This window comes from Janthinobacterium sp. HH106, assembly GCF_001758725.1.
Taxonomy (GTDB): domain Bacteria; phylum Pseudomonadota; class Gammaproteobacteria; order Burkholderiales; family Burkholderiaceae_D; genus Janthinobacterium.
The window spans coordinates 174,499-195,817 of record NZ_LRIC01000019.1 but is presented as its reverse complement, the minus strand read 5'-3'; the positions used below and the strand labels follow the sequence as shown (position 1 = coordinate 195,817).

Below are 21,319 nucleotides of genomic sequence, written 5' to 3'. Positions count from 1 at the left end.
TAAAAGTCAGGCTGCCAGGAACTGCTGTTCCTGTATCACATCGAGTTCCGCCAGATAGCACTTCAAGCGATACAGGCGCTGCCGGTAATTGCCTTCCGGCCCCGCCACGCCGCAATCGACGCGCTCGAACAGGCGCACCACCTGATCAAGCAGCTGGCGCTCCTGCGCCGTGCGGACCAGCACGAGGCGCCGCTTGCCGCGGCCATGCGTGGCGCTGATATCGATCAACAGACAATGGCCCTGGTCGGCCGCGTGGATATCGAGCAGCAAGGCCTCGGCACGCGACAGATGAAAGCAGCGCGCCAGTTCCAGGCGCGCCGCCAGCAGGGGGTGGTTCTGGCCCAGCTGGCGCCCATGCCCGTCGGCGTGCATGGCGGCGCACTGGCCCCAGTCGCCGGGCTCGCCTCGAGGCGCGATTTTCGCCAGCGCCGCCTCCGCTTCACGGCTGCCTTGCGCCTGCGCCTGCAGCAGCCAATACGCGGCGCGCACATCGTTGTTGACGCCGTCGCGGCGGTTACGCCAGGCATGCATGCCGCACTCGAGCTGCGCCGGCCCATGCCCCAGGTCGGCCGCGCGCTCCAGGCAGAAATGCGCTTCGACGACATTGCGCTGGGAAAATTCCGGTTTCGTATAGATGCGCGACAGCACGAACCAGGCTTCGGCCAGTCCCTGCTCGCCCGCCTGCGTCAGCCAGCGCACGGCACGCTTGAAATTGGCGGCGCCGTTGCGCGTGGCCAGGCGCTGGCCGTGCGCATCCATGCGCGCATAGCCGAGTCCCAGCTCCAGCTGCGCCGTGCGGTCGCCGCCATGCGCGGCCAGCTCGCAGCACTGCCAGCCCTCGGCATCGCCGCCTGGCGCCAATGCCTGGGCGCAACGCGACAGCAACAGCACCTGCTGCGCGCCGAGGGCGATCGTGCGCGCCCCGGCGGCGGCCTGGCGCTGCAGCAGCTCGCGCGCCAGCGGCAAGCCTTGCGACAGAAAACCCGCATGGTTGCCCTGGCGCCAAGCCTGCTCCAGCCAGGCGTGCAGCGGCGCGTCGCCATCGAAGGCCTGCTCGCCAGCCACGCTGGTGGCCGGCCCCGGTGTTGCCGATGATTTTTCTTGTAGCGACAACAACCATTGCGCATCGGGCAAGCCGGCGCGTACGGCAGCGTCCAGCGCCACGCGCGCCTTGGCGCGCAAAGCTTCACAGTGACTGGCGGCGTTGCCCAGCACCAGTTGCGCCAGTACCAGGCCCGCCTGCACCAGGCCCGCATCGAACGCTTGCGCGTAATACGGAATCAGCGCCTTGGCTGCCGGTTGCGCGACTTCAAAAGGCACGTGGGTGCCAATCAGCCGGCACGCTTCCTCGCTATCCTCCTGGGCCGCCCGCGCCAGCCAGTGCAAGGCCGTCGGCAAGCTTTGCGGCACACCGTGTCCAAACAGATACACCCGGCCCAACGCCAGTTGGCAAGCCACGTCGCCAGCACGTGCCCCCTTGATCAATCCTAATGTTTCGCGATTTGCCATCGATTCTCGATATTGAGTCAATGATTCTAATAATAGTGAGTCGTCTCCAGGCCCATCAGTGCAGGCCGTCCCTTAGTGTAACGTCCTTGTGTCGTAAATCCGCCAAAGCGACCGCAAGAACTTGATTCAACGCAACAATCCCTCGGCCTGGACATGTCAAGATTGCAAGGCGCCGCTACGGTGGCGATGGGAGAACCTTGCCCATCGGCGCAGGACGGGCAGAAATCGCGCGTTACAAAAATACAACAGGGGCATGCAGTTATGCCGCTTTTCACCAATCTTTTCACGCATATTTGACCAATCCCGCGCGTCTTGCACGCCGACGAATTAAGGTTCATTCATCGAAACGCGACAGTCAGCGCATTTCAATCTGCTCGGATCTCGGACGGAACTCACTTTTAAATAGGGAAGAAGACATGAAAAAATCACTCGTTGCCCTCGCACTCTTCGGCGCCTTTGCCGCAACCGCACAAGCGCAGTCGTCCGTCCAAATCTACGGCACGATCGATGCAGGCCTGGGCAAAGCGACTGGTTCGACCACCGCTGTCACGAAGCGCGACAACAACAAACTGGGCTTCAAGGGTACGGAAGATCTGGGCAATGGCTTGAAAGCTATTTTCCAACTGGAAATTCGCTATGAGTCCGACACGGGCACCATTGAAAACACGTCGGGCAACAACTCGCGTCCACTCTTCCAGGGTCAAAGCCGCGTCGGCCTGCAAGGCGACTTCGGTACCGTACGCCTGGGCCGTGGCCTGACCGCATACCAGGAAGTGAGCACCTCGTTCGAACCATGGTCGGGCATGCCTACGCCAGCCGGTTTTCAGACCGACCTGACCGTCGCCGGCTACACCAGCGATCCGCTGAGCGCACCAGGCAACTCGCGTAACCGCTTCTCGAACGCCGTGTTCTACAACACGCCAGTGTTCAATGGCTTCCAGCTCAACGCCACCGTTGCTGCCAAGGAAGCTAATAACAACAGCGCAGTGCCAGCGCGCGCGCCGGGCAACTCGGTAACATTTGCTTCGGGCAACCGTGCCGTGGCAGCCAACGTGGCGCCGACGTCGACCCCGTACTCGATCTCCGCAACGTACACCTCGACTGGATTTGCTGCCATGGCTGCCTACGAGCGCAATGGCTTGCAAGCCAAGCTGTGGTCGGTTGCCGCCTCGGTCAATCCTATTCCTGAGCTGAAAGTCATGCTGTCGATCCAGCACCAGAAAGATGATGACTTCAAAATCATCAATACCGGCACCAAATCGTGGGTACTGGGCGCCAACTACGACGTAGGCCCAGGCAAGATCCGCGCCGGCTATGGCCAGAAAACGCCCGATGGCGTCGTCAAAACCAAGCAAGCATCGCTGGGCTATGACTACAATCTGTCGAAGCGCACCTACGTCTATGCAGATATCTCGAACAAAAAAGCCGCTGTTGCTGACAGTATCAACTACAACGTTGCGAAAAGCGTCAACTACGTCGGCATCGGCGTACATCACAACTTCTAATGGCATCGCGCGTCTCCCGCGACGGGTGACGTGACTCGCCAGACGGAGCAAGGCGGCATGGGCAACCATGCCGCTTTTTTCATGGGCGCGCGCTTTTGCTCCATATTGCGGCGCACTCTCGGTTAGAATCAAGTGTTCATCCTTCTCTCTTCTGACACTATCAATGACCGCCACACTCGATTCCAGCACCGTCGCCCAGTACCTGAGCGAGCATCCGACGTTCTTCGAAGAGCATACCGCGCTGCTCGGCGAGGTCAAGCTGAGCAGCCCGCTGACGGGACGCACCATCTCGCTGCAGGAGCGGCAGATGGAAGTGATGCGCGACAAGTACAAGGCGCTCGAACTGCGCATGTCCAAGCTGAGCCGCCTGGCCGAGGAAAATGGCGATATCGCCAGCAAGTTCCACGGCTGGAACCAGGCCATGCTGCAAGTGCGCAACGATGCGGACATGCCGCGCGTGCTGGTCGATGCCTTGCAAAGCAATTTCGACGTGCCCTACGTCAGCCTGCGCCTGTGGCAAGTGCTGCCGGAACACGCCGACGGCTGGTTCACGGAAGATGTGACGGCCGACGTGCGCATGTTCGCCAACAGCCTGCAAACGCCGTACTGCGGCAGCAACCGCGATTTCGAAGCCGTGCACTGGCTGCAGGCGGACAAGATCGAATCGACCGTCATGATCGCCCTGCGCGCCCCGAACACCACGGGCACCTTCGGTTTGCTGGTGCTGGGCTCGCCAGACAGCGAACGCTTTACCTCCAGCATGGGCACGGACTTCCTCGTGCACATCGGCGCCACGGCCAGCGCCGCCCTGGCCGCGCTGCGCGCCGGCTCGCCTGCCTGAGTCAGCCATGCATGCGGCGCGCGGCAAGGCCGAGTGGCTCGACGCCTACCTGGCGCAGCTGGCCACGCAGCGCAAGCTGTCGCCGCATACGCTGGACGCTTACGGGCGCGACTTGCGCGCCCTGCTGGAACTGAGCGGCAATACGCCGTGGACGGCGCTGGCGCACAACGAAGTGCGCCGCTACACGGCCAAGCTGCATGCCGGCGGCCTGGACCCGCGCTCGATCGCCCGCAAGCTGTCGTCGTGGCGCGGCTTTTACAACTGGCTCAGCGGTGAAACGGCGCTCGACGCCAATCCCGTCGACGGCATCCGCGCGCCCAAGCGGGCCAAAACCTTGCCCAAAGCCCTGTCGGTGGACGACGCCGTGCGCCTCGTGGCGCCCGCGCAACACCAGCAAGGCGCTGCCGAGCCGGAGCAACTGTGCAACCGCGCCATGTTCGAGCTGCTGTATTCAAGCGGCTTGCGCGTGTCCGAACTGACCAGCCTGGACACCCATTACTGCAAGGCCGAGAACGGCCGGGAGTCTTCGCTGGGCTGGCTCGACATGGCCAGCTTCGAAGTCATCGTCACAGGCAAGGGCAACAAGATGCGCAAGGTGCCCGTCGGCAAGGCGGCCCTCGTGGCCCTGACGGCCTGGCTGGCCGTGCGCCCGCCAGCGGCCGATGGCAGCGCTGCCTTGTTTTTAAGCACGCGCGGCACGCGCATCTCGCCGCGTGTGCTGCAGCTGCGCCTGAAGGCGCACGCGCTGGCGACCGACATTCCCGCGAATGTGCACCCGCATGTGCTGCGCCACTCGTTCGCTTCGCATGTGCTGCAATCGTCGGGCGACTTGCGCGCCGTGCAGGAAATGCTGGGCCATTCCAGCATCACCTCGACCCAGGTCTACACGGCCCTCGATTTCCAGCACCTGGCGCACGTATACGACCAGGCGCACCCGCGCGCCAAGGTCAAGTAGGCCGCGCTCGTTGGCCAGCCTGATCCATATCAAGCGGATCGGCGCGCATTTGCAAGCTTTTGCAAAATTCCGGCATAATCGTCCGCATTCTTCCGCTTGCGCGGCGGCACCACCGATTACAGCATAGGCATCCTTCATGGCACTGATTCCAACCACCATCCTCACCGGCTTCCTGGGCGCAGGCAAAACCACCTTGCTCAACCGCATACTGCAGGAAGACCATGGCATGCGCATCGCCGTGATCGAAAACGAGTTTGGCCAGGAAAACATCGACAATGACATCCTGGTGCAGGATAGCAACGAACACATCATCGAGATGAACAACGGCTGCATCTGCTGCACCGTGCGCGGCGACCTGATCGTGGGCTTGACGGAACTGGCGCGCAAGCGCGACGCCGGCCTGCTGGCGTTCGACCGCGTCGTCATCGAAACGACGGGCCTGGCCAATCCCGGCCCCGTGGCGCAGACCTTCTTTGTCGACGAAGAAGTGGGCAGCCACTACATGCTCGACGCCATCATCACGGTGGTCGATGCGCGTCATGCGATGAAGCAACTCGATGAATACGAGGAAGCTCAGCGGCAAGTGGGCTTTGCCGACAAGCTGCTGCTGTCGAAAACCGACCTCGTCAGTGAAGACGACGTGGCCGCCCTGACGCGCCGTTTGAAACGCATCAATCCCCGCGCCCCCATCGCCAGGGTCGATTTCGGCCGCGCGCCGCTGGCCGAAGTACTCGACATTCGCGGTTTCAACCTGAATGAAAAGCTGGAACTGGACCCGGATTTCCTCGCCACGGAAACGGCGCACGTGCACGATCACGACCATGCGCACGACCACGAGCACGCACATGAACACGGCAATGCGCACGGCCATGAGCACGCGCATGAGCACAGCGACGCCTGCGCCACCGATTGCGGTCATGCCGACCACCACCATGCGCAACACAGCGACGACATCGCCGCCTTTGTTTTCAAGAGCACGCAACCGTTCGACAGCGCCAAGCTCGACGAGTTCCTCGGCGGCCTGGTGCAAGTGTATGGCCCGCGCATGCTGCGCTACAAGGGCGTGCTGCTGATGCAGGGCGCCGAACGCAAGGTGGTCTTCCAGGGCGTGCACCAGCTGATGGGCAGCGACCTGGGCGCCAAATGGGGCGAACACGAAGTGCGTGGCAGCAAAATGGTCTTTATTGGCAAAAATCTACCAAAAGACATTTTTATTCGCGGACTCGAACAATGTTTGGTATAAACTAGCCGGGTTTTGCAAAGTATCCTTTGCAAAGCAGAAACAAAAGGGAAAGTTAAGCACGCTTTCCCGCTGCCCGACACCGATCTTGCTGGCATAAACCAACAAGTAGCCGTCCCTGATCGGCTAGTCAACAAATCGGGATGGCAATATAAGGCAAAGCGTGCCAAAATCAGCGACGAAAACGGCCCATGTCGTTAGCCTGTCATGAAATGCTGGCAAACTGCCGCTGGCCGCATGCCAGGCATGCAAGCGATCCACCCAACACGCCCGTTGTCGCGCACAGAGCGCGATTGGCATAGAGCGGTAAAAAGTTATCAACATGGCACCATGGCCGGCCGGTAGTCCTGGCTTTCGCCGGCAAGCCAAGGTCGCACGCAGTACAGCGGGACAGCAATGCCAAGCGGAACCTGTACAGTTGCTCGGTATCGCCGCATCAACTGATCAATTTGAAAACTCTGTCGTATCGAAGGTAAGCGAAGTTATGACCAAAACTAATAAATCGACCCCGGCCGCCAACCAAGACATCCCTCTCATCAGCGAAGACCAAATTCGCGCCATGAGCGAAGATGACTACATGAATCCGGCACAACTGGCATTCTTCAAGGCGCGCCTGCAGCAGCTCGAGAAAGACCTGCTGAAAAACGCCGGCGAAACCACGGAACACTTGCGTGAAACCGTGCTCGTACCGGACCCTGCCGACCGCGCCACCATCGAGGAAGAGCATGCGCTGGAACTGCGCACGCGCGACCGCGAACGCAAATTGCTGAAGAAAGTACAGCAATCGATCGCCAGCATCGATGCCGGCGACTATGGCTGGTGCGAAGAAACGGGCGAGCCTATCGGCATCCCGCGCCTGATCGCCCGTCCGACCGCCACCCTGTCGCTGGAAGCCCAGCAACGGCGCGAACTGAAGCAAAAGCTGTACGGCGACTGATCACCCCTCCCCTTGCGCGGCCGCCCAAGCGGTCCCGCGCTGGCGATAAAAAGCACACGACTCCGGTTGCGTGCTTTTTTTTCGTCCCGCGCCGACTACACTGAAGCAAGCACGACAGCGGCACATGCCGCTTGCAATTGCCTTTTCCATCCCCACGTTTGAACCATGGGCGCGCAATCGCATGGCCTTGCACGCATCGGCACGAATCTTTTGAGGTCACTATGGAACAATTTCACGGCACCACCATCCTCTGCGTCCGGCGCGGCAAGCAAGTCGCCCTGGGTGGCGACGGCCAGGTAACGCTCGGCAACATCGTCATGAAGGGCACGGCCCGCAAAGTGCGTAAGTTGTATCAGGGCAAGGTCCTGGTCGGCTTTGCCGGCGGCACCGCCGACGCTTTTACCCTGCTCGACCGATTTGAAGGCAAGCTGGAAAAACACCAGGGCAATCTGCTGCGCGCCTCCGTCGAACTGGCCAAGGACTGGCGCACCGACCGCGTGCTGCGCCGCCTGGAAGCGATGCTGCTGGTGGCCGACAGCGAGTCGACCCTGGTCATCACGGGCAATGGCGACGTGCTGGAACCGGAAGACGGCATCGGCGCCATCGGCTCGGGCGGCACCTACGCCCAGTCCGCCGCCAAGGCGCTGCAGGAAAACACGGATTTGTCGCCGGCCGACGTGGTCAAGAAATCGCTGACCATCGCCGCCGAGCTGTGCATTTATACGAATATGTCGCACATCATCGAGACGCTCGACTAAGCGTCCGCGAGCAAAGAATAGAAAGCCAACTATGATCATGAACATGACCCCGTCGGAAATCGTCACCGAACTCGACAAGCACGTGGTGGGCCAGGCCAAGGCCAAGCGCGCCGTCGCCATCGCCCTGCGCAACCGCTGGCGCCGCCAGCAGGTGGCCGAGCCTCTGCGCCATGAAATCACGCCCAAGAATATCCTCATGATCGGCCCCACGGGCGTCGGCAAGACGGAAATCGCGCGCCGCCTGGCCAAGCTGGCCGAAGCGCCCTTCATCAAGATCGAAGCGACCAAATTTACGGAAGTCGGTTATGTGGGCCGCGACGTCGACACCATCATCCGCGACCTGATCGATATCGGCATCAAGCAGACGCGCGCGCTGGAAATGAAGAAAGTGCGCGCCCGCGCCGAAGATGCGGCCGAAGACCGCGTGATCGACATTCTCGTGCCGCCGGCGCGCGACTTCGGCTTCACGCCGAATACAGCAGCGGCCGTGGACACGGGCAGCGGCGACAGCACGCGCCAGACCTTCCGCAAGCGCCTGCGCCAGGGCGAGCTCGATGACAAGGAAATCGAGATCGAGCTGGCCGAGGCGGGTCCGCAGATGGAAATCATGGCGCCGCCGGGCATGGAAGAAATGACGGAGCAGATCAAGTCCATGTTTTCGGGTGTGGGCGGGCAGCGCAAGAAGGCGCGCAAGGTCAAGATCAAGGAAGCGCTCAAATTGCTGGTCGAGGAAGAGGCGGCCAAGCTGCTCAACGAAGATGAGCTGAAACAGAAGGCCATCCAGAACGTCGAGCAGAACGGCATCGTGTTTTTGGACGAAATCGACAAGATCGCCTCGCGTTCGGAATCGGGCGGCGCCGACGTCTCGCGCGCCGGCGTGCAGCGCGACCTGCTGCCGCTGGTCGAGGGCACGACCGTCAACACGAAATATGGCATGATCCGCACGGACCACATCCTGTTCATCGCCTCGGGCGCCTTCCATTTGTCGAAGCCGTCGGACCTGATTCCCGAGCTGCAGGGGCGCTTCCCCATCCGCGTGGAGCTGGAATCGCTGTCGATTGCGGACTTCGAGCGCATTTTGACGAGCACCGACGCCTGCCTGACGATGCAGTACGAAGCCTTGCTGGCGACGGAAAACCTGAAACTGCAATTCGCGCCGGAAGGCATCACGCGCCTGGCGGAAATCGCCTATTCGGTCAACGAGCGCACGGAAAACATCGGCGCGCGCCGGCTGCACACGGTGATGGAAAAACTGCTGGAAGAAGTGTCGTTTACGGCCAGCGAAGGCAGCAGCAGCACGGAAAACCTGCTGGTGATCGATGCGGCCTACGTCAACGAACGCCTGGAAGCGCTGTCGGTCAACGAAGACCTGTCGCGCTACGTGCTGTAATCAAGGAGGGACCGATGGCAAACAAGGCATTGGCGACGCGGCAGAAAATGCAGTTCCGCGTCGAACCCTCGCAAAAACCGCGCAACCCCGTCGCCACGGCCGCCCTGCAGCGCACGGCCGGGGCGCACGTAAAGACCGTGTCCGGCCAGCGCCAGCAGGAAAAACGCCTGCTGGCGAAATTGCTGTTGAAAGTCGAGACGGACAAATAGGCCGCCCGCGGACACCCCCGTTGGGGCGTCCGCCATCAGGCCACTCTCTGCCGCAGCATCATCCCCTTAGAAACGGTAGGACGCGCCCAGCGAAAACATGTCGACCTTGGTCGTTTGCTTGCTGCTGTATTTGACCGGCACGCGGTCCCAGTCGAGGTGCAGCGACCAGTTCTGGTTCAGCGCATACGCCGCGCCGATGCCGTAAGTCAGGCCGATCTTGTCCTTCTTGTCCGAACCGCCGCCCAGATAATCGACCTTGCCCTGCGTGTACGCCGCGCCGGCGCGCCCGCTCAGGGTAAAGGCGTCGAACTGGTAGCCGAGCACGCCCTGGATGCCGAGGCCCGTGAACTTGCCGCGGCCAGCGCGCTTGCCGGCGTCCGTATCGAAGCCGGACTTGACCTCGCCGCCCATGTACCCCACCAGCTCAACCGAAGGCAAGGCCACGCCGCCCTGAAACGGCAACGCGTCGAAACTGTAACCCAGGTAGGCCTTGCCATTGCGCTTGCTGCTTTTGTCGCAATCGCTTTGTCCGGCGATGCAATCGAGGCCTGTGCTGGCGCGAAAGCCGTAGCTGGCGCCCGCATAGAAGGGACCCGGCGCCGGTTCGGCGGCGGCGGCGTGCAAGGGAGCGATGGCGGCCAGCGCCAGCAGCGCTGCGGGGAAACGGAAAGATGGGAACATGGATAACCTCTACAAGTGGATGGATTGCCTGGTTGTAGCGCGCTGCGCGAGCCACAAGCGGGAGTGTCATCGCTTTTGCCGAAAAGTACTATCACCTTGTGCAAAGTTCCATTAAGGGCTACATTCGGTACCGCCACCCGCTACCAAACTTACCAAAAAGGATATTCCGTGAGTTCACCTGAACTGGTTTTGCGCGTGCTGCGCACCCAACTGCGTGCCGCCGGCATCACGTACAAGGTATTGGCCGAACGCATCGGCATGAGCGAGTCGAGCGTCAAGCGCATGTTTGGCCAGCACGACATGTCGCTGTCGCGCCTGGCCCTGATCTGCAAGGCATCGGGCATCGCCATGGAAGACGTGCTGCGCGGCGCGGCCGACATCACGCCGCATGCCGACACGCTCACCCTGGTGCAGGAAAAGTCGCTGGTGGCGCATCCGCGTCTGCTGCTGGTGGCGATCTGCTGCCTCGGCCACTGGAGCCTGGAGCAGGTGGTGGAAACGTATGCGCTGACGCAGGCCGAATGCATCGGCTGCCTGGCCGAACTGGACCGGTTGGGCTTGATCGAACTCAAGCCGCTGAACCGCTACAGCCTGCGCGTCTCGAACGCCTTCCACTGGCTGGCCGACGGCCCGGTGCAACAGTACTTCCGCGAATATGTGGTGGCCGATTATTTCAGCGGGCATTTTGACGGCGCCGGCGAGACCCTGATGTGCATCCCGGCGCGCCTGTCGCTGTCGAGCGCACAGGAGCTGGTACAGAAGATCCGCCAGCTGGCCGAGGAACTGGCGCGCCTGCATCAGAACGACCGCCGCCTGCCGCCGCAGGAACGCGACGGCTTTACCCTGCTGCTGGGCTTTCGCTCATGGGAATTTGCCGCCTTCACGGCCCTGCGCCGCAGCTCGGCGTCCGCCGCCCCGGCGGCGCCTTACCAGACCGGTCCCAGGAACAGATAAAGCGTGCTCTCGCCGCCCTTCGATGCGCCCGAGGCCACGTACACGGGACCGAAGCGCGTATCGACCGAGATGAAGGCGCTGCTGGCCTGCGTGAACTTGGTGGCTTTCCAGCGCTCGCTCTGATCGAAGCCGCCGCCCATTTCCAGCGAAAAGCCGGCCCGCACGGCGCCACCCAGGGTGCTGGGCAGGGAACCGATGCGGCGCGCCATCACGAAGCGCGCCAGGGCCACGCTGCGCCCCGTCACCGACTCGAACTGCGTGCCGGACAGGCGCAGGAAGCCGCCCAGGCTGAGCGGCGCCTCGCCCCGTTGCGCGCGCGCCCATTCGCCATACACATGGCCGGCCCAGTTGCCGCTGCCAAACGCCTTCAGGCCCGTGATGGCGGAGCGCCCCAGGCCCGACTCGCCCGTACCGGTGGTCGCGGAGCGCGTCCAGGTGGCGTCGAACAGCACGCCGCGCGTGGGGAAACCGGGCGAATCGAGCGTATCGACGCGGAACTGGACGAACTGGTTGGTGCCCAGCGCCCGCTCCTTGGGATAGCTCGGGTCGGCGGGGATGCTGACGTCCGCCTTGACTTCGCTGCGCGTGACGCCGAACTGCAGATCGCCCCAGAAACCGAACTGGCGCCCCAGCACCAGGCTGGCGCCCTGGCCGCTGTAAGCGACGCGCGCATTGCGCCGTCCCTTGTCGAACAGGTCGACCGCCTGGGAGGTGTACTGGAACGATGGCGCGATATACCACGGGTTGCCGGCGCCCAGCGGCTGCCAGTACTGCACCCCGAAATTGCGCGCGGTGCCGATCTGCACCATGCTGCGCAATTCGCCGCCCCAACTGTTCAAGTTCGAGCGCACATGCAGCAGCTTCAGGGCAAAGGTATTGCTGTCCCTGAAATCGCTGGCCATTTCCAGACCCACGCGCAAGCGGCTGCTGGCCCACGGCGCCTCGACCGCCTTGATGGTGACGGCGCGCTGCTCGCCCGCGTCGACCACTTCCGTCTCCACGCGCGCCACGTCGCCGCGGCCATACAACCTGGCCGCCGCCTTGAGCACATCTTCCTGGCTGACGGCCTGCCCTTCCACCAGGCCCGATTGCGCCTGCAGGATGCGCGGATTGATATCGCCTTCGCTTTCCACGGCCAGGCGCGTGAGCGGCAAGGCCACGTCCAGCAGGGCCGGCGCCGCCAGGCGCAGCTGCTCGCGCGCCGCATACTGTTCCGGCGACAGCGCCAGCGGCGCCAGGCGGGCGGCCAGTGCCTGCGCCGCCTGTTCGCCGGCGCGCATGGCGCGCGCATAGTTTTCAAAGTCGAGGAAACTGACGCCCGTCAGGTCGGGCGCCACCAGGATGTCCTGCGGCTGCAGCTCCTTGAGCGAGCGCTGCACGTTCTGCTCCGTGAGTATCTGCAGCATCTGCTGCGCCACGCCGATGGCGCTGCCCAGCTCTTTTTCCGGCGCCAGCGGCGTGCCCACGTTGACGGCGATGATGATGTCGGCGCCCATGGCGCGCGCCATGTCGACGGGCAGGTTGCGCACCAGGCCTCCGTCGACCACCAGGCGGTTGTTCACGCGCACGGGAGCAAACACGCCCGGCACGGCCAGCGAGGCGCGCATCGACAGGAACAGGGGCGTATCGACCAGCTCCACCAGCTCGCCATTGACCAGGTCCGACGCCACCGAGCGGAAAGGCAGCGGCAGCTGGCTGGCGGGACGGTCGCGCATGCCGGCCGGCAGCAGCCGGTTCAAGGCCATTTCCAGGGCCGCATTGCTGGCCGCCGCCGGCGGCGTGGAAATGCCGTTGCGGCTGGTGCCGAACTCGATGCGCGACGGCAGCAACAAATCTTCCTCCCGGCGGCGGAACGCCAGTTCGTCGCGCGGCGGCCGGTCGGCCACCACGCGCGCCCAGTTGGTCTCGCGCGCCATCTTTTCCAGGTCCGCCACGGAAGCGCCGGCCGCATACGCGCCGCCCACCACGCCGCCCATGCTGGTGCCCACCACCATGTCGATCGGCACGTGCAGCTCCTGCAGCACTTTCAATACGCCGATATGCGCGAGACCGCGCGCGCCGCCACCCGACAGCACGAGGGCGATGCGCGGACGCGCCGGTGCCGGCGCAGAAACGGCCAGTGCGGGAGCGGAGGAAGCGGCGGCAGCGGGGACGTCGGCGGCGGCGCCGGCTTGCGGCAAGACGCACAGCGCCGCCACGCAGCCCGCCAGGACGGCACGGATCGAGAACATGAAGACTCCTGTCGCGACGGCGGCATGGCGCCATCGGCAAAATACGATAAGAACAGCGTTAATTGGCGTTAATTCGACGGCGGCGGCGTATTGGTCGTCACCTGCGGCGGCGCCGGCATCACGGTCGCCGGACGCTGCTGTTCCATCGGCAGCGGCGGCGGCACCAGGTTCGTTGCCGGCGCGGGGGCCGGTGCCGGCGCGGGGGTGGCGGACACTGGCCCCGGCAAGGCCAGCGCCTTGTCGTCGGCCACCAGGTCGATGCGTTTGCTTACGCCGCCATCGCGCAGCAGCACGTGGCGCGCATGCACTTCCAGCACCGTCACGCCGGGCACCACCTCGGCGCCTTCCGGCAAGGCGACGGAGGGCTTGCCATCGGTCGAGATGATGGCCACGCTGCCGCGGCCATTGCCGGCGGCGACCACGCCCTTGAGCTGATAATTGCTGGCCGTGGCCACGCTGACCTGGCCGCCGAACAGCGAGGCGCCCGCCTCCACGCTGGCGTCCTGCACCACCGGTACGGCCGGTGGATTGATGGGGCGCTGCGGCGCCTTGAACAGCTGCATGGCCCAGTAGGCCAGCGACACGGACAGCGCCACGACGGCGAGCAAACTTGTAAATTGAGGCAAACGCTTCATGGCTTCCTTGGTTTTCTTATCTGACGAGCTGATTGATTTCGATAATCGGCATCAGCACGGCCAGCACGATCAGCAGCACCACCACGCCCATGGCCAGGATCAGGGCCGGCTCCAGCAGGCCCGCGATGGTCAGCGTGCGGCGCTCCAGGTCCTGCTCCTGCGCGCTGGCCGCGCGTTCCAGCATGGCCGGCAGCTCGCCCGTGATTTCGCCCGCGCGTATCATGTGGATCAGCATGGGCGGAAAATGCTTTTGCGCCGACAGCGCGCGCGCCAGGCTCACGCCTTCGCGCACGGCGCCGCTGGCATCGCTCACCAGTTCCTGCATCGCCACGTTGGTCAAGGTATCGCGGCTGGTGTCGAGCGCGCGCAGGATAGGCACGCCGGACCCCGTGGTAATGGCCAGGGTGCTGGCAAAGCGCGCCGTATTCAGGCTGCGTTCGAACTTGCCGTACAAAGGCGCCGTCAGCAGCCAGGTATGCCAGCGCCGTTTCAATGCCGGCTGCTGCAGCGCGCGGCGCCAGGCGAACCAGGCGCCGGCGAGCGCAATGGCCACGACGATGCCGTAGTTGCGCACGAAGTCCGACAGCGCCAGCATGATCACGGTCAGCATGGGCAGCTTTTGCTTGGTATTGGCGAACACGGAAACGATCTGCGGCACCACGTAGGTGAGCAGGAAAATGACGATGGAAAACGCCACCACCGTGACGATGGCCGGATACGTGAACGCCAGCTTGACCTTCTGCACCAGCGCATTGCGCCGTTCGATATAGTCGGCCAGGCGCGAGAGCACGCGCGACAAATGGCCGATCTGCTCGCCCGACGCCACCAGCGCCCGGTAAATTTCCGCGAAATCGCGCGGGTGGCGGGCCAGCACGTCGGAAAACGCGGCGCCGCCGATGACTTCGGAGCGGATCGAGGCGATCAGGTCGCGCAGATACGGCCGCTCGGCCTGTTCCAGCAGCGCGGAAAAGGCCTGCTCCAGCGGCAGGCCCGCTTCGAGCAAACTGGCCAGCTGGCGCGTAAACAAGGCCAGCTCGGTGCTGGACAGGCGCTCGCCGAAGCCGCGCCGCCTGGTGACGCCGGCGGCGTCGACCTGCGCGGCGATCGGTTCGACGGCCAGCGGCACCAGGCCTTGCACGCGCAGCTCGGCGCGCGCGGAACGGGGACTGTCGGCATTGAGCACACCCTTGCGGGTGGCGCCCTGGGCGTCGACGGCTTCATAGCGGAATGCGGGCATGGTGGCGGGCCTAGTCTTTGGTCACGCGCAGCAATTCAGCCTGCGTGGTGGTGCCGTCGCGCAGCCAGCGTTCGCCATCCTCGCGCATGCTCGTCATGCCGTCCTGCAGGGCGACGGCGCGCACTTCCGCCTCCGACGCGCGGTTGTGGATCTGCGCGCGGATCTGCTCCGTCGTGCGCAGCAGTTCATACACGCCCACGCGGCCCTGGTAGCCCGTCTGGCCGCAATGTTCGCAGCCGACCGCCTGCCAGTACTGGCCATCGAAGGTCTTGCACGCGCCGCACAGTTTGCGCACCAGCCGCTGCGCCAGCACGCCCAAGAGAGACGACGACAGCAGGAACGGTTCGATGCCCATGTCGAGCAAGCGCGTGACGGCCGCCGACGCGTCGTTCGTGTGCAGGGTCGCCAGCACCAGGTGGCCCGTCAGCGACGCCTGCACGGCGATCTGCGCCGTTTCCAGGTCGCGGATCTCGCCGATCATGATCACATCGGGATCTTGCCGCAAAATCGCCCGCAGCGCCTTGGCAAAGGTCATGTCGATGCGCGGATTGACTTGCGTCTGGCCCACGCCGGCCAGGTCGTACTCGATCGGGTCTTCCACCGTCAGAATATTCGTCGTCGTGGCGTTGAGCATCGACAGCGCCGCATACAAGGTCGTCGTCTTGCCCGAGCCGGTGGGACCGGTGACGAGCACGATGCCGTGCGGCTGCGTGATCAGGCCATCGAACTGCGCCAGCATGGGCGCGCTCATGCCCAGGTGCTGCAGGTCGAGGCGGCCCGCTTCCTTGTCCAGCAAGCGCAATACGGCCCGTTCGCCATGCCCGGTGGGCAGGGTCGAGACGCGCACGTCGACGGGTTTGCCTCCCACGCGCAGGGTGATGCGGCCGTCCTGCGGCAGGCGTTTTTCCGCGATGTCGAGCTGCGCCATAATCTTGATACGCGAGATCAGCGAGCCGTGGATGGCTTTGCGCGGACGCACCACGTCGCGCAGGCTGCCGTCGATGCGGAAGCGCACGACGGACGTTTGCTCGAACGGCTCGATATGGATGTCGGACGCGCCTTCGCGCAGCGCCTGCGTCAGCAGCGCGTTGATCATGCGGATGACGGGCGCGTCGTCTGACGATTCGAGCAAGTCCTCGATGGCCGGCACGTCCTGCAGCAGCTTGGTGAGATCGAGGTCGGCGTCGAATTCATCGGCCATCTGCGACGCATCGCCGCCGCCGCCCGCGTAGGCGCCGGCAATGGCCGCATCGAGCTCGCCGCGCGGCAGCACCGTCAATTGAATCTGGCCGAAACGGCGCGACACTTCGGCAATCGCCGCCGGCGCCGTCGATGCGGCCACCAGTACCTCGACGGGGGCGCCGTCGACGGCGCCGGGCCGGGCCAGCAGGCCGAAATCGCGCGCGTAGGCGTAGGGAAGCAGATTGCTCATGACTGCCCCATCACTTCTGCGGCTGTTGCTGATACTGCTGCAGCAGCGGCTGCGGCGGCGTAGCGGCATTGGCCGGCGCGCCTGGCGGCGGCGTCGGTGCCGGCGGCACGGGACGCGTCACCATGTTGCCGCCCACGGGCTGGCCATCCTGCAGGGCCGGCAGCACGGGCGTACCGAGGTCTTTCAGCATCAGGTTGCCCGTGGCCGGCACGGCGGCCGTCTCGGCCGAGCGCATGTAATCGTAGCGGTCGGCCGCCAGGCTGCCGCTCTGCTCCTTGTTGCGCACGATGACGGGGCGCAGGAAGATCATCAGATTGGTTTTCTTGCGCTCGCGCGTCTGGTACTTGAACAGGTTGCCCAGCACGGGAATGTCGCCCAGGCCGCGCACCTTCTCGGCATTGTCGCCCGTGCTGTCCTCGATCAGGCCGCCGAGCACGATGATCTGGCCATCGTCGGCCAGCACATTGTTTTCGATCACGCGGTTGTTGATGGTGATGCCGCTGACGGCCGACGCCGTGGATTTGTCCACGCTCGACGTCTCGTGATAGATGCCCAGCTTGATCGTGCCGCCTTCGGAAATCTGCGGACGCACCTTCAGGGTCAGGCCCACTTCCTTGCGGTCGATGGTCTGGAACGGATTCGTGTTGGTGCCGGCCGTGCTCGTGTACTGGCCCGTCAGGATAGGCACGTTCTGGCCCACCTTGATGGTCGCCAGCTCGTTGTCCAGGGTGATCAGGTTCGGCGTCGACAGGATATTGGCGTTGCCGTCCGATTCCAGCGCATGCGCCACGGCGCCCAGGCCCAGCGCGCCGTTGATCTGCTTGAAGATGCCCAGGGTCAGGCCGCCCGTCGGCAAGACCTTGCCGCCGCCCGTGGCGATGGCGCCGATGTTGTTGGTGGTGCCGCTGGCGAACGACTGCAGCGCGCCCACGCGGTAGTTGCTGGTGCTGTCGCCGGAAAGCCCCAGCCACTGCACGCCGAATTCGGACGCCTTGGCCGACGTCACTTCGACGATCAGCGCCTCGATGTAGACCTGGGCGCGGCGCACGTCGAGCTGGTCGATCACGGCGCGCAGGTTGCGGTAGACGGCTTCGTTGCAGGTCAGGATCAGGGTGTTGGTAGAAGCATCGGCCTGGATGAAACCGGCCGCCCCGCCCGACGACAGCTGCTGCGGCCCGTTGCTCAGCGATGCGCCGCCCGTGGTGCCGCTTTGCGTATTGCCGCCCAGGCCAGTGCTGTTCATGCCGCTGTTGTTCTGGCTGATCTGGTTATTCGTATTCTGGTTGCCGACGCCCTGCTGCGCCGTGGCGGCCGTGCCGTCCGACGTCACCACCGAGCGCAGGGTCTGCGCCAGCTTGGTGGCGTCCGCATTTTTCAGGTACACCACGTGCACGTTGCCCAGCTGCGTGGTGGGCTGGTCCAGCTTCGAGATCAGCGACTTGGCCAGGTTGGCGCGCGCCGCCGACGGCGCGCGCAGCACCAGCGAATTGGTGCGCGGGTCGGCCAGCACGGAGACCTTGCCCGCGTCTGCCCCTGCGGCGGCGCCCGCATTTCCGCCTTCCATCAGTTTGTTCACCATCGAGGCCAGGTCGGATGCGATGGCATAGCGCACGGGGATCACGTCCAGGTCCGTCGAGGCGGGCACGTCGAGCGCGGCGATGATCTTCGCCAGGCGCTTGAGGTTATCGGCGTAATCGGTGATCACCAGCGAGTTGTTGCCCGGGTTGGCGTTGATCGTGTTGTTCGGCGAAATCAGGGGGCGCAGCACGGCCAGCAGGTTGGCCGACGATTCGTAGTTCAGGTAAAACACCTGGGTGGCGATCTGGTCGCCCTTCACCTGGCTGCTGCCGTTGCCCACCTGGGTCGGCACCGATTGCAGCTTGGCGTCCGCTTCCGGCACCACTTTCGCATAGCCGTCGCCGGAGACCACCGCGTAGCCCTGCAGGCGCAGCGCGGAAGCCAGCAGCCCGAAGGCCTGCGACTTGCTGATCGATTTTTCCGACACCAGGGTGATCGTGCCCTTGACGCGCGGGTCGATGACGAAATTGATGTTGGTGTAATGGCCCACCGCCTTGATCACCGATTCGATGTCGGCGCCGACGAAATTGAGCGCCGCCTCATCGCCGGGCGCGGCCCAGACGGGCGCCGGCATGCCGGCCACGGAACAGCACAGCAAGGCGGCGGCCGACAGGCGGCGCAGCGAGAAGGAGGAGGTAATTGGGCTCACGGATGGTTTTTTCATTGTCTGAACTCTAAGGCGATGATGTTTTTTTCGCTATTGCTACGGCGCTGTCCCAGCAAATTCAACAAACTCGCCAAGGTCTCTTCATATCCTGCTGCGGCCTGGGCCTGGCCGGAAAACTGCATGCGCCCCTGTTGCAGGCTGCCGCTGCCGTCAAGCAGCAGCGGTCCCTTGATGGAGCGCAAGGTCAACGTCGCCTGCTGCCCCTGCCAATCGAAATCGAGCTCGTAGCTGCCCAGCGGACGCAAGGACGACAGGCGCGAGGCCATGTCCGTCATCTGCAGGGTGGTGCGGCCGACGGCGGAAAACTGCCGCTGCTCAAGGGCCAGCTGCAAGGTGCTCCACGACAGGCGCATGCTGCCCGTCGGCGCCACGGTATTTAACGGTGCTCCGAGACCGCCGAGGCCGTCGGCCGGCAGCAGCAGGGCCGCCGGGCTGACTTGCCAGTGCGACCACGAGCCGCGCAGGTTCACCGGCTGCGACAGCGCCTGCGGGTTCTGCAGTTCCACGTCCGCCGATCCCCACAGCACCCAGGGAGAAATGCGCCAGCTGAAACGCCCCGGCAGCAGGGGCGTCACGGCGCCGTTCGCACTGGCCGCCCCGCCGATAAAGGCCGAGCCGCGCCACAGGGTACCTTGCGCGTCGCCCAAGGTCAAACGTCCGCCCGTCTGCTTCTCCACGATGCCAGCGACCCAGCTGGCCGGGAAAAACACCAGCAGGGTGACGCAGACGCTGACGATGATGGCCAGCAGCCAGCCAAGCAGGCGCATCATCGTGCCGCGCCCGGGCTCTGGTGCAGGGTCAGGCTGGCGTCGACCAGGCCCGCCACCGCCTTGTCCTGCACCGTCTGCGCCGTGATCTTCGCTTCCTGCACGGCGATGCGGCCTTCGCGGCGCAAGCCGTCCAGCCACAGCATGACGCTGGCGAACGGCACGCCGTTCAACTGCACGCGCGCATACTCTCCCGTCAGCGACAGCGATTGCGGCGCCAGGCCGCGCGCCTTGAGCGAGGCGTCGAGGCTGTCGCGGCTCATGGGTGCCACCTGCACGGGCGCCTGGCGCGCCAGCTCGCCCGCTTCACGGGCCAGCGCCTGCAGCTGGGCCGCGTTCTGGCGCAGCTCGGGCAAGCTCTTTTGCAAGGCGATGCGGCCCGTCCAGGCCGGCTCGAAAAACACGGCGTAGACGAGGGCCAGGCCCGCTACCACGCCGCCGATGCTCAAGAGCTTGCGCTCCTGCTGCGTGCGCTCGGCCCAGAAGGCCTGCACGGCCTGCTGCCGCCCCATCCACGCGGCACGCGCCTTGTTCACTGCTGCACTCATGCTTTTGCTCCCGTGACCGGCGTGATTTTCCACACGCCAGGCGCCGTTTCATTCAAGGCCAGCTTGCGCGCGGCCAGGCCGTCGCGCACCTGCGCCTGGGCGCTGGCGTCGACCATGTCCGGCTTCAGCTTGACGATCAGGCTGCGCTCGCGGTATTCCAGCGAGGCCACCACGCCGCGTCCGGCCAAGCCGCCCAGCGCCTCGCCCAGGGCCGCGCTCATGCTGGTGAAGTCATCCATGCTGGCCTGCCCGCTTTGCAGGCGGGCGGCGGCGATATTGCGCCGCATCTGCTCCGCTTCCAGCCCATACACGGGCGCTTCATTCGGATACGCGGCCTTGAAGGTTTGCTGCATCGAGGTGCGCACGGTGGCGGCCTCGCGCTTCAAACGCATCCATTCGATATTCATGCCGGCCAGGTTGACGACCACGGCCAGCAGCGCCAAACGGATGGGCCAGCGCCAGCGCCGCCACTCGGTGGCCGATCCCGTCGCCGTGCCCAGCGCAGGCGCCAGGTCCAGTCCCGCGCCCCTGGCGCCGGCGATCCAGTGCGCCCAGTGGTCGGATTCCACCGTCACGCCATCCATGCCGGCGGCCAGCTGTTGATACTGCGCCAGCTCGGCCTGCGCCACATAGACCGTCAGGGGCACGTCGCCGGCAAACGCGCGCGTCGTCAGCAGCGCCTGCTGCGGCTGGGCCGGCAAGACCAGGCCCAGGCCCTCTTGCGGCGCCTGGCGCAAGGCCAGTTCCAGGCTGTCGCCGGCCGCGTGCAAGGATGCCGTCACGCTGCCCGGCTGCAAGGGCAGGCACAGCTGCGAAGGCAGCAGCGCCACCTTGCGCGCGCCCTGCGCCAGCAAGGCTTTCACGAGTACCTCGGCCCAGGCGCGCTGCGCCACGGCCACCGTGCGCATGCCGGACGCGTCGGGCGCGCCGGCGGCCAGCAGGCAATCCTGGGCGTCGCCGAGGATGTGTTCTTCCACCAGTCCCGGCAAGGCCGCGCGCAGACGGGCGCCGGCCAGCGGCGGGGTTTTCAGGCGCAGCAGGGTCACGTCGGCCGCCGCCAGCAGCAGCACCACCTGCTTCGCGCCGGCGATCAGCTGGCCCAGGCTGCCCAGCGGCGCGCTGCCCTGCTGCAGCAAGGCGCCGCCGTCGCCGGCCAGCACGAAGGAGCAGGCGGGCGCGCTGTCGGTGGACGCCTTGGCCGGGTGACGGATATACAGTATTGTCAAAGTGACTCGCTTTCAGCTG

At 64.9% G+C, this 21,319-nt stretch carries 19 protein-coding genes; 9 read left to right on the top strand and 10 right to left on the bottom strand.

Annotated elements, in window-relative coordinates; translation table 11 throughout:
- Positions 1-6: 6 nt before the first annotated feature.
- The gene (locus tag JAB8_RS10785; RefSeq protein ID WP_070289492.1) at positions 7-1,509 is read right to left on the bottom strand and encodes an SEL1-like repeat protein; all 1,503 of its coding nucleotides are present in this window, start codon (positions 1,507-1,509) and stop codon (positions 7-9) included.
- A gap of 416 nt (positions 1,510-1,925) precedes the next feature.
- Here JAB8_RS10785 and JAB8_RS10780 point away from each other — a divergent pair, with 416 nt between their 5' ends.
- From JAB8_RS10780 to JAB8_RS10745, 8 genes are all read left to right on the top strand, one after another.
- The gene (locus tag JAB8_RS10780) at positions 1,926-3,014 is read left to right on the top strand and encodes a porin (protein WP_070289491.1); all 1,089 of its coding nucleotides are present in this window, start codon (positions 1,926-1,928) and stop codon (positions 3,012-3,014) included.
- Between the two features lie 163 nt (positions 3,015-3,177).
- Entirely contained in the window at positions 3,178-3,855 is a 678-nt protein-coding gene (locus JAB8_RS10775) for a DUF484 family protein (RefSeq protein WP_070289490.1), read from the top strand.
- 7 nt (positions 3,856-3,862) lie between these two features.
- On the top strand, positions 3,863-4,810 hold the full coding sequence (locus JAB8_RS10770) for a tyrosine recombinase XerC (RefSeq protein WP_070289489.1): 948 nt from the start codon (positions 3,863-3,865) through the stop codon (positions 4,808-4,810).
- Positions 4,811-4,946: 136 nt separating this feature from the next.
- Positions 4,947-6,053 (top strand): GTP-binding protein, encoded by a 1,107-nt coding sequence (locus tag JAB8_RS10765; protein ID WP_070289488.1) that lies wholly within the window; start codon positions 4,947-4,949, stop codon positions 6,051-6,053.
- Positions 6,054-6,534: 481 nt separating this feature from the next.
- Complete coding sequence (dksA, locus tag JAB8_RS10760) at positions 6,535-6,987, top strand: RNA polymerase-binding protein DksA (protein ID WP_034753066.1); 453 nt, start codon at positions 6,535-6,537, stop codon at positions 6,985-6,987.
- Positions 6,988-7,208: 221 nt separating this feature from the next.
- Complete coding sequence (gene hslV, locus JAB8_RS10755; RefSeq protein ID WP_034753065.1) at positions 7,209-7,745, top strand: ATP-dependent protease subunit HslV; 537 nt, start codon at positions 7,209-7,211, stop codon at positions 7,743-7,745.
- Positions 7,746-7,782: 37 nt separating this feature from the next.
- Positions 7,783-9,135 carry an ATP-dependent protease ATPase subunit HslU gene (gene hslU, locus JAB8_RS10750; RefSeq protein ID WP_070220905.1) on the top strand — a complete coding sequence of 451 codons (1,353 nt, stop codon included), beginning with the start codon at positions 7,783-7,785 and terminating at the stop codon, positions 9,133-9,135.
- A 14-nt stretch (positions 9,136-9,149) separates the two neighbouring features.
- Entirely contained in the window at positions 9,150-9,344 is a 195-nt protein-coding gene (locus JAB8_RS10745; protein ID WP_070220858.1) for a hypothetical protein, read from the top strand.
- Positions 9,345-9,410: 66 nt separating this feature from the next.
- Here the strand turns inward: JAB8_RS10745 and JAB8_RS10740 are convergent, their stop codons facing one another.
- Positions 9,411-10,025, bottom strand: a complete 615-nt coding sequence (locus JAB8_RS10740) for an outer membrane beta-barrel protein (RefSeq protein ID WP_070220860.1) — start codon at positions 10,023-10,025, stop codon at positions 9,411-9,413.
- Between the two features lie 168 nt (positions 10,026-10,193).
- Between JAB8_RS10740 and JAB8_RS10735 the strand changes: the two genes are divergently transcribed.
- Entirely contained in the window at positions 10,194-10,979 is a 786-nt protein-coding gene (locus JAB8_RS10735; RefSeq protein ID WP_070220862.1) for a helix-turn-helix transcriptional regulator, read from the top strand.
- Here the strand turns inward: JAB8_RS10735 and JAB8_RS10730 are convergent.
- The 8 genes from JAB8_RS10730 to gspL form a co-directional block, all read right to left on the bottom strand.
- Positions 10,952-13,210: a patatin-like phospholipase family protein gene (locus JAB8_RS10730; protein WP_070289487.1), complete on the bottom strand. Its 2,259-nt coding sequence runs from the start codon at positions 13,208-13,210 to the stop codon at positions 10,952-10,954. The two genes, JAB8_RS10735 and JAB8_RS10730, sit on opposite strands and share 28 nt — an antisense overlap.
- A gap of 68 nt (positions 13,211-13,278) precedes the next feature.
- The gene (locus JAB8_RS10725; RefSeq protein ID WP_083287655.1) at positions 13,279-13,845 is read right to left on the bottom strand and encodes a type II secretion system protein N; all 567 of its coding nucleotides are present in this window, start codon (positions 13,843-13,845) and stop codon (positions 13,279-13,281) included.
- Between the two features lie 16 nt (positions 13,846-13,861).
- Positions 13,862-15,082: a type II secretion system inner membrane protein GspF gene (gspF, locus tag JAB8_RS10720; RefSeq protein ID WP_070289485.1), complete on the bottom strand. Its 1,221-nt coding sequence runs from the start codon at positions 15,080-15,082 to the stop codon at positions 13,862-13,864.
- A 10-nt stretch (positions 15,083-15,092) separates the two neighbouring features.
- Entirely contained in the window at positions 15,093-16,514 is a 1,422-nt protein-coding gene (gspE, locus tag JAB8_RS10715) for a type II secretion system ATPase GspE (RefSeq protein ID WP_070289484.1), read from the bottom strand.
- A 10-nt stretch (positions 16,515-16,524) separates the two neighbouring features.
- The gene (gene gspD, locus JAB8_RS10710) at positions 16,525-18,756 is read right to left on the bottom strand and encodes a type II secretion system secretin GspD (protein WP_070289483.1); all 2,232 of its coding nucleotides are present in this window, start codon (positions 18,754-18,756) and stop codon (positions 16,525-16,527) included.
- Entirely contained in the window at positions 18,753-19,529 is a 777-nt protein-coding gene (locus JAB8_RS10705; RefSeq protein ID WP_070289482.1) for a type II secretion system protein N, read from the bottom strand. The genes gspD and JAB8_RS10705 overlap by 4 nt, the downstream gene beginning before the upstream one ends.
- Positions 19,526-20,074 carry a type II secretion system protein GspM gene (gspM, locus tag JAB8_RS10700; RefSeq protein WP_070289481.1) on the bottom strand — a complete coding sequence of 183 codons (549 nt, stop codon included), beginning with the start codon at positions 20,072-20,074 and terminating at the stop codon, positions 19,526-19,528. The genes JAB8_RS10705 and gspM overlap by 4 nt, the downstream gene beginning before the upstream one ends.
- On the bottom strand, positions 20,071-21,300 hold the full coding sequence (gspL, locus tag JAB8_RS10695; RefSeq protein WP_070289480.1) for a type II secretion system protein GspL: 1,230 nt from the start codon (positions 21,298-21,300) through the stop codon (positions 20,071-20,073). The genes gspM and gspL overlap by 4 nt, the downstream gene beginning before the upstream one ends.
- Positions 21,301-21,319 lie beyond the last annotated feature (19 nt).